We start from the raw sequence: 13589 nt of genomic DNA on the forward strand, positions 1-13589 counted from the left end.
GGAGATCGTTGCGTACAGGACCCAGTGGCAGTCCGAGATCGGCGCGGACGCCGGCGCGGACGCCGGCACTGATGACTCAGGCACTGGGGACGCCGGCACTGAGGGCTCCGGCGGCCGAGCATCCGACCTGCGGTTCGGTCCGTTCCCGCCCGGCGGCCCCGCAGCTCTCCCGGCCCCGGCCCTGCCGAATGCCCACATCCGGCCCCGCGGCTGACCTGTCTATTCCGGCAGGCCCATACTGGCAAGCCCAGCCGGCCCTGCACCCGTAAGCCCGACTGCCGGGCCAATCCGGCCCGCTCAAGGAGACCATATTGACCACGATCACCATCAGTAACAACCCGCAGCGCAGCCGTTTCGAAGTGCTCGACGCCGGCACCGTGATCGGCCAGGCCGCTTACGTGGACGACGTCGGGGCGGGCCAGCGGATTTTCTACCACACGGAGATCAACGAGGAATATGGCGGCCGCGGGCTGGCCGGGGTGCTGGCCGCACAGGCACTCGATGAGACTGTCGCCGCGGGCCTCACGATCGTTCCGGTGTGTCCCTACATCAAGAAGTTCCTGGGCAAGCACCCCGGCTACGCGGCCCACGTGGTAAAGCCGGCCCCGGCTCAACTGCGGTTCCTGAGCGCCTCGCTGGCTCAACGCGTCCGGCAGTAGCCGCCCCGGGACAGATGCGCCTCTGGACTCACGTGTGCGCGATGAACCGCTCCACACGCCGGTCCGGGATGAGCCAGATCGCGGCGACCACCGAATAGGCGGCGATCCCCAAGAGCGGGTTCACCAGGCTGAGCCCCATCCCGGCGATGTAGAGCGCGGGCGATCCCTTGCCCTTCCAGTCCTGCCCCATGGCCCGGTCCAGCGCGCCGCCGCGTCCCTGCTGGCGGATCAGGGTTGTTTTCAGGATGTAGTACGCAATGGCGGCGAACAGCAGGTCCAGCCCATAGACGAGGACGGGTACCTCGGCCAGGCCCGTGTCATTTATCCACCGGGTGGTGAAGGGGATGAGGGAGAGCCAGAACAGCAGATGCAGGTTTGCCCAGAGCACCCCACCGTTGATCCGCCCGGCCAGATGCAGCATGTGGTGGTGGTTGTTCCAGTAGATCCCGACATAGATGAAGCTCAGCAGGTAACTGAGCAGGGTTGGAAGCTCGTGAAGCAGGGCCGGCCAGGTCGGTTCGGCTGGGACGTGAAGCTCCAGCACCATGATGGTGATGACGATCGCCAGCACCCCGTCGCTGAAGGCCTCCAGCCGGTTCTTGTTCATGGGCCGCCTTTAATCAGGGCATCGTGGCAGATGCAACGAGGAACTGCCGACGCCGTGACGTGCGGTTCGTAGGTAAGGGTACTAGTCCCGGGTCCCTGCTTCGAGTTCTTCCTCCGCCATTTCGAGGGCAAAGCCCAGCGCCTGGACGAGATTGGTGGTCGCCGCCACGATCCGGGGAGTGCCGACGATGGGTGCAACGGCGATCAGGACGCCGCGGACATCCTCCAAGGTGATGCCGACGTCCACGGCGGTACCGGCGTTGAACAGGTAGGAGGCGCCCGGGGCGTCGACCGCCGCGAGCGCCGCAATCCGGGCCAGCATCAGTTCGCGAGGCTCAAGGGTGGAGCGTTCGAGCGAAACGGCGGTGATGTCGGCGAGGACGGCGAGAACAGGTGCTTCTTCTTCGGCCATGGTTATGTCTCCATCTGGTTTCAGTGGTGTGCGCCGAGTGACGCGACGTGAGCGGATCGGCCCGACTCGTCATGAACGTAACCCGCCACGACCAGGGGTGGCATCACCCGAACCGCATGAATCGATTGGTCAGTCGCCCGGCTGCGGAACAGATGGCGTTTTGAGCCTGCGCTGCGGGATCCATCAGCGATGCGTTGACGATGGGCCGGTTCGGGGCCAGAATCGCAGTAGCTTGAGCCGAGACGCATTGGCGCGCTCGGCGGGGACTGACCCAGGCAAGCAGTGCCGGTGGCGGTTCCGGACCTAATAGGGAGGTCGCCGATCATGGCCGAGACCAAAAAAGTCAAGCATCCGAGCGTCGAGGAGCGTGCTGCGAAGGGCAAGGGGCGCCRGGAAAAGACGCCCGTCTCCAGCCACGCAGGCTGGGTCCCCGCGTCCGACCGCCCGGATCCGGTCGCGCTGCTCGAGGAACAGAACCTCACCCGCGAACAGGACCTCGTTCCGGTGAGGCACGGCCGGATGCTGGTCTCACCGTTCACGTTCTACCGGGGCGCCGCCAAGATCATGGCAACCGATCTGAAAGACACTCCCCGGGCCGGCCTGGTGTCCCAACTGTGCGGGGACGCCCATTTATCCAACTTTGGCGTCTTCGCCTCACCAGAGCGAACCCTGTTGTTCGATCTCAACGATTTCGACGAAACTCTGCCCGGCCCATTCGAGTACGACGTCAAACGCATGGCCGCGAGCTTTACCATCGCGGCGCGGAACAACGCGTTCACCAAGGAAGAAACGCGCGACGCGACACTCACCGCCGTTCGGGCTTACCGCGAGGCGATGGCAGAGTTCGCACAGATGGGCACCCTGGACATCTGGTACGCCCGTCTGTCCGAGGAACAGCTGATGGAAACCATAGAGCTGGCCGTGGCAACCCAAAAGGGCAAGGCCCTCAAGAAGGCAGCCCACGGCATGGAAAAGACGGCGAAACAGAACGTCGCCAAGGCCCACACCCGCGACAGCCTGCAGGCACTCTCCAAGCTCGCCGAGCGGGTGGACGGGGAGTACCGGATCGTCAGCCAGCCGCCGATCGTCATTCCCTCGCGGGAGCTGGGTGAATCGTTCGGCATGTCTGCGGATGGGATTCAGAAAGCGGTTCGTGAGCAGCTCCGTTCCTACCGGGCCACGCTGCCAGACGACCGACGAATCTTGCTGGAGCGCTTCGAAGTCATCGATGTCGCCCGCAAGGTCGTGGGCGTCGGCAGTGTCGGCACGCGGGCGTTCATCGCCTTGCTCCAGGGCCGGGATGAGCAGGATCCGCTGTTTCTTCAGGTCAAGGAGGCGACGAGGTCGGTGCTCGAGGACCACTTACCGAAGAGCAAGTTCAAGCAGCCGGGCGAGCGTGTGGTGCAGGGCCAGCGGATGATGCAGGCCGCGAGCGACATCTTCCTGGGATGGACCAAGGGGGTACAGGACAACCGGTACCTGTATTGGCGCCAACTGCGTGACATGAAGGGCTCAGCCATTGTGGAAGGGATGAAGCCGCTCGGCATGACCTTCTATGCCGACGCCTGCGGCTGGACGCTGGCGCGGGCCCACGCCCGGTCCGGCGACCCCATCGCGATCGCGTCCTACCTCGGTAAGAGTGACAAGTTCGAACGCTCCATCACCGACTTCTCCGAGCGGTACGCGGACCAGAACGAAAAGGACTACGAGGCCTTCGCCGATGCGGTTCGCTCGGGGCGGCTGGAAGCCACTGAGGGCCTCTGATTCCGGATGTTCAGCAGAAGGCGCCGCCGTGGGTGAACGGCTCGAAGGACGGCAGGTTTCGCTCTGGCTCGCCACAACCGGTACCACCCGCTATCCCTCCCTGGACACGGATCTTGAGGTCGACGTCGCCGTCGTCGGGGGAGGGATCGCCGGCCTGACGGCGGCGCTGGCCCTCAAACGCGCCGGCAGCACCGTCGCGGTCCTGGAGGCAGCCCGCATTGGCACCGGCGTTACGGGGCACACCACCGGCAAAGTCACCTCACTGCACCGGCTGGCCTACACCGAACTCGCGGACCGGCACGGACCGGACGTCGCGGGCACGTACGGGCAGGCCAACCAGGCCGCCATCGAGCACATTGCGCGTGTCGTCGCGGAGGAGGGCATCGACTGCGACTTCCGCAGGGTGTCCAACTACACCTACGCCGAATCCGACGACGCCCTCGCCAGGGTCCGCGGCGAGGCGGCCCTGGCCGGACGGCTCGGCCTGCCAGCTGTCTTTACCTCCGAGGTGCCGCTGYCGTTCGGTACCCGGGGCGCAGTCCGGTTCGACGGCCAGGCACAACTCCACGCGGTGAAATACCTCCAAGGCCTCGCCCGCGCCGTGGACGGGAGCGGAAGCCACGTACTGGAGGACTCGCGCGTCACCTCGGTCCGCGACGGGGTGCCCGCCGTCGTCAAGACCGGGAGCGGCACCGTCCGGGCGCGCGAGGTGATCATTGCCACCAACGTCCCCGTTGGCGACGCCGGGCTGTTTGCCGGGCGCTGCTACCTGCACCGTTCCTACGTCGTTGCCAGCCTGGCACCTGCCGTGCCCCTGGACGGGACCTTCATCAGCGTCGACGAGCCGATGCGCTCCATCTTGGCGATCGACATTGAGGGCGCCCGGTTCGTTCTCACCGGCGGCGAGGGGCACCGTGCCGCCGACGCCAGCGATGCCGCCGCGCGGTACCGCCGCCTCGCGGCTTTCTCCCGGGAACGCCTCGGCACCGGGGAGACCAGCTTCCGCTGGTCCACGCAGGACAACATGCCCGTCGACGGGTTGCCCTACGCCGGGACTTTGACACCGACGGCGGCGCACCTTCATGTGATCACCGGCCTGCGAAAATGGGGCCTGACCAACGGCACCGCTGCCGCCCTGATCCTGGCCGACACCCTGTCGGGCCGGCACAACCCCTGGGCCGCGGTTTTCGATACCAACCGCCCTTCCGCCGGCCAGGCAGGCGGGGTGCGGCAGCAACCGGACCAGCCGCCCCCACACCGGCTGCCGGCCCAACCGGCCGTCGCCGGGCTGCGACCCGGCGAAGGCACCGTCGTGGAGATCGACGGCGAAATGACCGCCGTCTACGCTGGCGCTGCCGGGGACCTCCTCGCCGTCTCGGCCATCTGCACGCATCTGGGCTGCACGGTCGCGTTCAACGCGGACGATTCGACGTGGGACTGCCCCTGCCACGGCTCGCGGTTTGCCGCCGACGGCGCCGTCATCCAGGGCCCGGCGACGAAGGACCTGGCGCCGAGACCCGCACCGCGTTAGGTTCCTGCGGGTGAACCGGCCCGGGTGGCGGGGAAGCCGGCGGCCGAAGCGCGTCCCGCCCGGAGCCGTTCCAGCTTGACCACGTCCCGCCCGAATGAAAAGGCCAGCAGCCTAAGCGCCGGCCCGAGCACCATGGCTCCCAGCGCCGGAGTCACCGCCGGCAACAGGGCGAACAGCAGGGCCGCCGGCTGGGCGGCTCCGATGACCCTGCGGACAGTGCTGGACGGCAGCGGGTTCTTCAGGGACGGCCGGAACCAGGCCGCTGCGAGGAACGCGTAGTACATCAGGCCGATGCCCAGGGGCCACAGGCCGAACTTTCCCGCCGCCGCGCAGGACAGCACCAGGACCAGCGCGGCGTCCGTATCCGAATCCAGGCGCGAACCCTCGGCCGTGGCACAACCCGTGAACCTGGCCACCCGTCCGTCCACGGCATCGAGCAGGAACGCGGCCGTGCCCAGGACCACCACCAGAAGGCTTGGTCCGGCTCCGGCGATCAACCCCACCACCGTTTCGGCGGCACAAAAGGCCACGATGCCGGCCCGGCCGAGGGTGACGCGGTCCGCGCGGGTGGAAAAACGCGGTTTCCGCCGCAAAACGGAGCCGGCGGCCCGGATGATCACCGCGGCCCCCGCCGCCAGGGCCAGGAGCCAGGGAACAGGATCCCTGAAGACCGCCGCGCCGAACCAGGCCCAGGCCCAGGCCCAGGCCACAAGATAGGCGCCGACGGCGGTGCCGGCATCCGCCACGGCACGGCGGGCGGCTGCCGATCCTGGCCCGGTCTGCCCTGGCGCCGGGGAAGCAGTGGCCCTCATCGGTTCTGCAGGCCGGCTTCCGGGCACGTTTGCTGATCCCGTGCCTGTAGACGCCGTGTCCTCTTGTTTCGTGCCTACTGCAAACGACTTCAGCCTGAACCACCCCGCCCACATGCTAGCAAGTCCGCGGCCCGGGGTTGGTCAGTGCTTGGACTGGGCGCCCTGCCCGTTCGTCCGCCGTCCGGCCCGGACGAAACCGATGGCCGCCAGGACGGCGCCGGCGCCTTCGGCCACGGCGCTGACGGACTTCTCGAAGAACCAGATGGGCTCGTACATGGCCGGGAAAGGCCCGAACGCCGGAATATTCACGTAACGGTAGGCCACCACGGCCACGAAGGCGCTCAGCGCGACGACGAATGCGACGGCGAAGGCCGCCCTGCTGCCGCGCAGCAGCACGTACAACCCGGCCAGCACAGCGGCAGCCGATTCCAGCAGGAACAGGTTCCCTTGGCCGATTCCCGCGGAGTTCCCCGCCTGGTAGCCCGGGGCCAGGTGGATGTGGACGGCGGCGTCAATGAACAGGGCAACGGCCGTGAGGATTCGCAGTGTCATKCCGGCCGTATGGACCCGCACGGTCCGTCCGGGGCTCTGGGCGCTCATTTGACCACCAGCGTCCCGTGCATGCCCGGATGGTAGGTGCAGTGATACGCGTAGGATCCGGGCTTCGTCGGCGCAGTGAAAGTGGCAGTGCCGCCGCCCTTGACCTGGGCATCGAACGCTGAACCTTCGTCAGCCGTGACCGTGTGCGCCGCGGCATCCATGTTGGTGACGGTGACCGCCGCGCCGGGGGCCACGGTGAGCGGGTCGCCGTAGGCGAAGTCCTTGATGGTGATGGTGGCGGCGGCGGTGCCCGCCGTCGGGCCGGCCCCGTAGGCAGGGCCGGGTGGGGGCGCCGACGTCGACGCCGGCGATCCGCTGCCGCCGGCGCACCCGCCGGTGCCCAGCAAGATCAGGAGCACCAATAGCGACGACAGCTTCCGACGAGCATTCATTGCGCACCACCCCGAGCGGCTTGAGGAAACGAGCGGATGAACGTACTAGCTATATTGTGCGCCTGACCGGCACGAATGGAACCAGTCGGCGTCGAACGCCGGTCCGGGAGAGCCCGGGGAGATAGCGTAGTCACTGGCATGCATCCTGCAGCCGAGGGAGGGAAAATTGCGTGAAGCGTAAGAAGTCCTGGTCAGCATCGCTCACAGTGCTGATTGCCTTTGCAGCGAACGTCCTCGTCGCGGCAGCCAAAACAGTGGCCGCACTCATCTCTGGCTCGGCGTCCATGACTGCCGAGGCGGCCCACTCCTGGGCCGATACCGGCAACCAGGTCTTCCTGCTCATCGCCGAACGGAAAGCCGCGCGGAAACGCGACAAAGCCCACCCCATGGGTTACGGGCGCGAGGCCTACGTATGGTCAATGATCGCCGCCTTTGGCCTGTTTACGGCCGGCGCGGTGGTGTCGGTGATGCACGGCATCCAGCAGCTGATCACCCCGGAACCGCCAGGTGACTATGGGATCGCCTACCTGGTGCTGACCATCGCGTTCGTCCTTGAAGGCGTGTCCTTCATCCAGGCGTTCCGGCAAAACCGGAAGGCGGCGCGAGAGCTTGACCGGAACACCCTCGAGCAGGTCCTCAAGGGCTCCGACCCCACGCTGCGCGCCGTCTTCGCCGAGGACGGGGCCGCGCTCGTTGGCCTGCTCATCGCCTTCGCCGGGATATTCCTGCACCAGGTCACGGGGTCCTCCGTGCCGGACGCCGTGGGGTCCATTCTGGTGGGCATCCTCCTGGCCGTGGTTGCCGTCGTGCTGATCGAGCGGAACCGGCGCTTCCTGGTGGGACAAGCCGTGACCGGCGATATCGAGGGCAGCATGGCCCGCCGCCTCCTCGAACACCCAGAGATCGAACGCATCACGTACCTGCATCTCGAATACGTCGGCCCGCGCAAGCTCTACGTCGTGGCGGCCGTGGACATACAGGGAGATCTCCGGGAACACGACGTCGCCGTGGCCCTACGCCGCGTTGAACGCGAACTTGAGGACCACGAAACCGTGGAAGAGGCCGTGCTGACACTCGCCACCGCGGACGAGCCCTCGTTGGACTTCCCCGCCGTTTGAGCACAACGCCGACCGCCTGTCCGGTCCTTCGGCTGGCTCAGGCGCCGGCCGCCGTCGCGTCCATGCCGGCCGGCGGCTGCAGGCGGGCCCCGGAGGCCAGCAGCGCCTCGAGAACGGGAGACGGGCTGGGACTGGCCAGAAGGAAGCCCTGGCCCATGTCGCAGCCGAGCGAGCGCAGGAGATCCAGCTGCCCGGTGTGCTCGATGCCCTCGGCGATGACGGCCAGGTCCAGTTTCCGGGCCACTTCCAGAATGCCCTCGAGCATCGCCGCGGCCGGGGCGTCCCCAGGCAGCCCGGACAGGAAGGCACGGTCGATCTTGAGAATGTCCGCGGGCAGCGCAGCGAGCGTGCTGAGCGAGGAGAAACCGGTCCCGAAGTCGTCGATTGCGATGCGGACGCCGAAGCTCTTCAGCCGGTTCAGGGCAGCGACCCCGCCGTCGGCGCTCGTGGCCAGGGCCGATTCGGTGACCTCGAGGATCACCTTGTCGGCCTGCGAGGCGGGGTGGGCCAGGATGCGCTCCAGGGCTGCCAGGTTCCGGTCGCTCGAAAGCTGAAGAGTGGAAAGATTGACTGAGACCCAGAAGTCTTCGGCAGTGCCCGGGGACCGGCGCCAGCCGGCGACGTGACGGCTTGCGGTGTCCAGTACCCAGCAGCCGATGGGGCCTATCTCGCCGGTTTCCTCGGCCAAGGAGATGAAGTCGGCCGGTCCCAGCCGGCCCAGGGTCGGGTGCTCCCAGCGGACCAGGGCCTCCACCCCGGCGATCTCACCGGTGCCGAGATTCACCACGGGCTGGTAGTCGAGGCGCAACTGCCCGGCCTGCACGGCTGTGGCGAGGTCCGCCCGGAGAGCGGCCCGGTAGGTCATTTCGTCATACCCCCGGGCATCGAAGAGCTGGTAGCGGCCTTTGCCGCCGTGCTTGGCCATGTACATGGCGAAGTCCGCCTGCCGCATCAGCTCGGCCGGATCTGCAGTGCCGGCGCTGCGCTGGGCGGCGCCCATGCTGACGGTTACCTTCAGCCGGACGTCATCGATGCAGAAAGGGTCCCGCAGCGTGTCCTGGATGCGCCGTGCGACGTCGTCCRTCGCCGTGCCGCCCYCATCCGTCACAAGGATCGCGAATTCGTCGCCGCCCAGCCGGGCGACGAGGTCATGCCCGCGCACGCAGCCCCGCAGCCGTTGGGCCAGCTGAATGAGCAACGCGTCGCCGCCCTCATGGCCCAGCGAGTCGTTGACGTCTTTGAAGTCGTCGACGTCGATGACCAGCAGGCCTTCATGCCCGTCGCAGACCTCGGTGCCAGCTGCTTCCGGGTTCTTTGCCCCGGGGTCGAACGCGGCGGTGAGGCGTTCGGTGAGGACTGCCCGGTTGGCCAGTCCCGTGAGCGGGTCGTGGGTGGCGCGGAAGGTCAGTTCCAGGTGGTTGTCATGCACGGTGGCGGCCATGGAATTGAAGGCCTCGGCCAGCTGCCCAAGTTCGTCATTGCGGACAACGCTGATCCGGTGGCTGTAATCACCGGACTGCAGCTTCAGGACCCCGCGGTACAGACCCTCCACGGGGCGCATCAGGTACTTGGTCATCCGCCGTCGGAAAAAGAAAACCCCGCCCGCGGCCAGCGCAAAGAGGGCCGTGCGGACGGTCGATACCATCTGCTGAAGCCCGGCCCCACGGGCGACGCCGTCGTCCAGCGCGTCGAGCGAAGCGCGACGGACGTCGGCGAGCAGGGCGCGGGCCCTGGCGCTGGACGCGGCGAACGCCGGCGCCTCCGCCACCCGGTTGCCGTGGAGAGTGGCCACCTGGCTTTCCCAGAGATTGTGCGCGGACAGTCCCTCCTGCCACGCGGCCCGGGCCTCGCGGACTGTGGCCCGCATGCCGTACGCCTCCGGCAGGATCCGGGCGGTGGCATCGAACTGGGCGCAGATGTCCTTTTGTTGCAGCAAAAAAGCGGCCGGATCTGCCGGGGCGGACAACAGCTGGAGTCCGGCTTGTTCGTGGGTCTCGATGCCGGTCCGGAGCTCGGCGATGGCCTCCGACTCGACGCGGTGCTGTGCGGCAGCGTGCTGGATTTGGTCCGTGACAAAACGGACGCCGACCAGGGTTACCGCGGCCCCGGCGAGCAGGGCAAGGAGCACCAGGATGAAGGCCCTGGACCATTCGCGCTGCAGGCTCCCTGCGCGGGCGGGTTTGCCGGTGCCGGGGGTACGGGTGGCCGCCGGCCCGTCGGATCGTTCGGGTCCATTGGCGTCGTTGGCGTCGGCGGCCGACGGCGGCGCAGCAGCAGGGTCAGCCAAGCTGCTGGTGGATTTACGCATGATCAGCCTCCGGCCGTGTGCCGGCCGTCGCCGCATCGTCAAACAGGAGCGTAGCCGAACGTGCCCCGGCTGGTCATGTCCTTCCGCCTCCCGACACTATTGTGAAGCATGTGACAGAAGTGTATTCGACGGGCGGCCCGGCGGGCAGCGTCCGGTGCCGGAACCACACCTGCCGGGCTGTACGTTTCCGGACCGGCTGAGCCGGTCCTGCCGGGGGCTCTAGCTGAGGCAGTCTGCGCAGTAGGCGTGGCCGGCCTTCTCCTTGGCCAACTGGGACCGGTGCCGCACCAGGAAACAGGAATAGCACGTGAATTCGTCTTCTTTTTGCGGGATGACCGTGACGGTCAGTTCCTCGCCGGACAGGTCTGCCCCCGGCAGTTCCACGCCTTCGGAGGTATCGGCCTCGTCTAGTTCGCGGACAACGCTTCGCGCGTCAGGCGCATTCGCCGAACGGAGCGCCTCCAGGGAAGCGTTGCGGGATTCCGCGACGTCGGAGCGTACTTCGTCATAATCGGTTGCCACCTGGTGATACTCATTTCAGTTGCTGGGCGTGTGATTCGGAGTCTCTCCGGATCTACGTATCTCTGTATCTCCGGATCTCCGGGATTGAACCGTACAGCATGACGCCGTGTAAATGCTGGGGACCGGGGCAGTCGCGGCAGTGACGCTCATGACACCCGGAGGCGGACGCCCGCGACGCCGGCCTTCCTGCTTTGTTCGCCACTGGTCACCGGGGCGTCACGTGCCGTTAATTTGGCTGCCCTAGCCTGATTCTTTAGGCACCATCCACCTTGGGCACCATCCGCACCATCCGTCGGGAGGATTCACCATGGCCGATATTGCTGCAGTGCTGGGACGGCTCACGCAGGACGAACTTAATGAACTGCGGTCCCTGGGCCCCAGCGGGCACCTGACCCGTCGCCTGACCGACGCCATCGACCGCGCCGCCGGCGGCCCCGGAGCCGGGCGCGGCTACTACGTCCCCAACGGAAGCGTCAGTTCCACCGGCGGACCGCACGTGGTCCTGCGCAGCGACGTTTCGGGGTGGCTGTTCGGTCCTCCCCAACAGGCCTGACCGAACTGCGACGGGCATCCCCTCCCACTGGGCCCGCGAGGTTCCTTCCAGCCCGGCCCCGGAAGGGCCATACTGGCCCAAAGGGAGGGGGCTGGATTGCGGATCCTGATGGTGGAGGATGAGGACGCCCTGGCGGAGACAGTCCGCCGCGGGCTGAGGAACGAGGGGTTCGTCGTCGACGTCGCCCACGACGGCGTGCGGGGACTCGCGGCGGCGCTGGAGAACGCGTACGATGCCATCCTGCTGGACCTCATGCTGCCGCGGATGAACGGCTACGACGTCTTGAAGGAATTGCGGCAACGCAAGGTGTGGACTCCGGTGCTGATGCTCACGGCCAAGGACGGCGAATACGACCAGACCGATGCCTTCGACCTGGGCGCTGATGACTACCTCACCAAGCCGTTCAGCTTCCTGGTGCTGGTGGCCCGGATCAGGGCGTTGATCCGGCGCGGAGCGCCCGCCAGGCCTGTCATCATGACGCTTGGCACGCTGTCCCTGGACCCCGTCAGCCACAGTGTGCGCCGCGGCGACACCCTCATCAGCCTCACGGCCAGGGAGTACGGGCTCCTGCATTATCTGATGCGCCGGCATGACCAGATCGTCTCAAAGGCGGAAATCCTGCAAAACGTCTGGGATCCGGCTTTCGAGGGCGCGAACAATGTGGTTGAGGTGTACATCGGCTACCTTCGGCGCAAGATTGATGTCCCGTTCGGGATCCACAGCCTGACCACGGTGCGCGGCATGGGCTATCTGCTCAGCGCCGACCCGACCCCTGAACCCCGTGCCGCCGGGAGTCGCGAGGAGTGACGTCGGCCGGCTCCACAGGTTCCGGAAGGGGAAGTGTGATCTCAAAGCGGCAGTGACCCGCCGGTCCGTCCGTCGGACGGATGCTCCCATGATGGGCGGCCACAATTCCCGCCGCGATGGCCAGGCCCAGTCCGCTGCCGCCGCCTTCCCGGGAACGGCTGCCATCGAGCCGGACGAACCGTTCGAAGATCCGCTCCCGGTCCGCCTCCGGGATGGGGTCGCCGTCGTTGTCGACAGTGAGGATGACCCGGTCCCCGGCCGTGTGCAGGTCCACGGCGATCCGGGACAGGGCGTGGCGGTCGGCGTTGTCCAGGACGTTCCGGAGGACCTGCGCCAGCCGCCGGGCGTCGCCGCGGATCCGGGTCGGAACGAGCTCCACCGAGATCCGGTTCCGGCTGGTGGACCGCAGCCGGCGGATCTCCTGGTCCAGCACGTCGTCAAGATCGACGTCCTTCTGCTCTACGCGCAGGCCGCCGTCATTGGCTTTGGCCAGTGTCAGCAGGTCCTCCACGAGGAAGCTCATGCGGGCCGTCTCCTCGGAGAGGACATCCTTCATCTGAAGCCACATCGCCCCGGTCGGGTCCGCCGCCGCGATCTCGATTCCGGCCCTCAGCGTGGCCAACGGGCTGCGCAGCTCGTGGCTGGCGTCCGAGACGAATCTGCGCTGTTCGGTGTCCGAGGCCTGCAGCCGGTCCAGCATGGTGTTCATGGTCAGCGCCAGGGCGTGGATTTCGTCGTTGGTGGGCGGGACGTCGACGYGCCCATCCAGCCGCTCGGCGTTGATCCGGGCCACCTGGCCACGGATCCGCTCAACCTGGCGGAGGGAACGGCCCACCAGGAGCCATACGGACACGGCCACGGTCCCGAGCAGCAGCGGCGTGGCTCCCAGCATGAACCACGCGACGGTGGAAATGGTGTCCGCCTGTATCTGTGAGGCCTGGGCCACCACCACGGTGTAGCTCAACGTGCCGGTCCGTGCTCCCACGGTGACGATGTGGTAGTCGTCGGTGTCCCCGATGCTCGGAAGGCTCGAGACKTCCTGGGTCATGGTCTGGCCCGGGCTGGGCCGCTGGGCTGACAGGGGGGCGTTGGCGACCTCGGGGTCCGAGCTGGCCAGGACGTACCCTTCGGCATCCAGCACCTGGACGAACTGGCCCGCATGCGCGGTGTCAACGATGTAGGCGCGGCCATCCTCGATGTCCATGTCCTCCATCTCGGCGATCACGTCCAGGGCCTTCTGCTGGGCTGCGGCGTCGCTCGACCGCGCCAGGGACGCCTGCAGCAGGACCAGAAGGACGAGGCCGCCGAGCAGCAGCGCCACGGCTACGACGCCGACGGCGACCGCCGTCGAGCGCTTCCGCACGCCCCATCGAATCTCGCCCCTGGCGGGGCCGGAGGGGGCCCGTTTGCCCAGTGCCATGCTCCAAGAATGCGTCAATGCGCGGTTCGGGACAACCACCGCGGCCGCATTGCCGGCGCCGCCCGCCCGGCCGGCGCCCCGGCGG

14 protein-coding genes and 1 pseudogene are annotated in these 13589 nt (G+C 67.5%); 7 read left to right on the forward strand and 8 right to left on the reverse strand.

Annotated elements, in window-relative coordinates; all coding sequences use genetic code 11:
- Both AC1D1S_RS13725 and AC1D1S_RS13730 read left to right on the forward strand, forming a co-directional pair.
- Positions 1-214, forward strand: a pseudogene (locus tag AC1D1S_RS13725) (pirin family protein); the annotation flags it as partial.
- Positions 215-311: 97 nt separating this feature from the next.
- A complete protein-coding gene (locus AC1D1S_RS13730) occupies positions 312-659 on the forward strand; it encodes a GNAT family N-acetyltransferase (RefSeq protein WP_243177798.1) in 348 nt (115 codons plus the stop codon).
- 28 nt (positions 660-687) lie between these two features.
- On the opposite strand, the gene AC1D1S_RS13735 is transcribed toward AC1D1S_RS13730, so the two are convergent.
- Together AC1D1S_RS13735 and AC1D1S_RS13740 are read right to left on the reverse strand one after the other, a co-directional pair.
- Positions 688-1266 (reverse strand): TMEM175 family protein, encoded by a 579-nt coding sequence (locus AC1D1S_RS13735; protein WP_028276784.1) that lies wholly within the window; start codon positions 1264-1266, stop codon positions 688-690.
- Positions 1267-1347: 81 nt separating this feature from the next.
- The gene (locus AC1D1S_RS13740) at positions 1348-1677 is read right to left on the reverse strand and encodes a carboxymuconolactone decarboxylase family protein (RefSeq protein ID WP_028276785.1); all 330 of its coding nucleotides are present in this window, start codon (positions 1675-1677) and stop codon (positions 1348-1350) included.
- Positions 1678-2001: 324 nt separating this feature from the next.
- Here AC1D1S_RS13740 and AC1D1S_RS13745 point away from each other — a divergent pair, with 324 nt between their 5' ends.
- Both AC1D1S_RS13745 and AC1D1S_RS13750 read left to right on the forward strand, forming a co-directional pair.
- Complete coding sequence (locus tag AC1D1S_RS13745; RefSeq protein WP_476994712.1) at positions 2002-3441, forward strand: DUF2252 domain-containing protein; 1440 nt, start codon at positions 2002-2004, stop codon at positions 3439-3441.
- A 28-nt stretch (positions 3442-3469) separates the two neighbouring features.
- Positions 3470-4972 (forward strand): FAD-dependent oxidoreductase, encoded by a 1503-nt coding sequence (locus AC1D1S_RS13750; protein WP_476994713.1) that lies wholly within the window; start codon positions 3470-3472, stop codon positions 4970-4972.
- Here AC1D1S_RS13750 and AC1D1S_RS13755 read toward each other — a convergent pair.
- The 3 genes from AC1D1S_RS13755 to AC1D1S_RS13765 form a co-directional block, all read right to left on the reverse strand.
- The gene (locus AC1D1S_RS13755; RefSeq protein ID WP_476994714.1) at positions 4969-5784 is read right to left on the reverse strand and encodes a CDP-alcohol phosphatidyltransferase family protein; all 816 of its coding nucleotides are present in this window, start codon (positions 5782-5784) and stop codon (positions 4969-4971) included. The two genes, AC1D1S_RS13750 and AC1D1S_RS13755, sit on opposite strands and share 4 nt — an antisense overlap.
- Before the next feature lie 141 nt (positions 5785-5925).
- Complete coding sequence (locus tag AC1D1S_RS13760) at positions 5926-6336, reverse strand: hypothetical protein (protein ID WP_253906775.1); 411 nt, start codon at positions 6334-6336, stop codon at positions 5926-5928.
- Between the two features lie 44 nt (positions 6337-6380).
- Complete coding sequence (locus tag AC1D1S_RS13765; protein WP_476944475.1) at positions 6381-6743, reverse strand: cupredoxin domain-containing protein; 363 nt, start codon at positions 6741-6743, stop codon at positions 6381-6383.
- 203 nt (positions 6744-6946) lie between these two features.
- Here AC1D1S_RS13765 and AC1D1S_RS13770 point away from each other — a divergent pair, with 203 nt between their 5' ends.
- Positions 6947-7894 carry a cation diffusion facilitator family transporter gene (locus AC1D1S_RS13770; RefSeq protein ID WP_028276791.1) on the forward strand — a complete coding sequence of 316 codons (948 nt, stop codon included), beginning with the start codon at positions 6947-6949 and terminating at the stop codon, positions 7892-7894.
- 37 nt (positions 7895-7931) lie between these two features.
- Here AC1D1S_RS13770 and AC1D1S_RS13775 read toward each other — a convergent pair whose 3' ends face one another.
- Together AC1D1S_RS13775 and AC1D1S_RS13780 are read right to left on the reverse strand one after the other, a co-directional pair.
- A complete protein-coding gene (locus tag AC1D1S_RS13775) occupies positions 7932-10202 on the reverse strand; it encodes a putative bifunctional diguanylate cyclase/phosphodiesterase (protein WP_476994715.1) in 2271 nt (756 codons plus the stop codon).
- 219 nt (positions 10203-10421) lie between these two features.
- A complete protein-coding gene (locus AC1D1S_RS13780) occupies positions 10422-10724 on the reverse strand; it encodes a DUF4193 domain-containing protein (RefSeq protein ID WP_028276793.1) in 303 nt (100 codons plus the stop codon).
- A gap of 307 nt (positions 10725-11031) precedes the next feature.
- On the opposite strand from AC1D1S_RS13780, the gene AC1D1S_RS13785 reads away from it, so the two are divergent.
- Both AC1D1S_RS13785 and AC1D1S_RS13790 read left to right on the forward strand, forming a co-directional pair.
- Positions 11032-11277 (forward strand): hypothetical protein, encoded by a 246-nt coding sequence (locus AC1D1S_RS13785; RefSeq protein WP_230008878.1) that lies wholly within the window; start codon positions 11032-11034, stop codon positions 11275-11277.
- A 96-nt stretch (positions 11278-11373) separates the two neighbouring features.
- Positions 11374-12084 carry a response regulator transcription factor gene (locus tag AC1D1S_RS13790; RefSeq protein ID WP_028276795.1) on the forward strand — a complete coding sequence of 237 codons (711 nt, stop codon included), beginning with the start codon at positions 11374-11376 and terminating at the stop codon, positions 12082-12084.
- Here AC1D1S_RS13790 and AC1D1S_RS13795 read toward each other — a convergent pair.
- A partial coding sequence (locus tag AC1D1S_RS13795) for a sensor histidine kinase (RefSeq protein WP_476994716.1) occupies positions 12032-13589 on the reverse strand: 1558 nt, incomplete at its 5' end. The genes AC1D1S_RS13790 and AC1D1S_RS13795 overlap by 53 nt on opposite strands.

This window comes from Arthrobacter sp. P1_A5 (assembly GCF_056406825.1).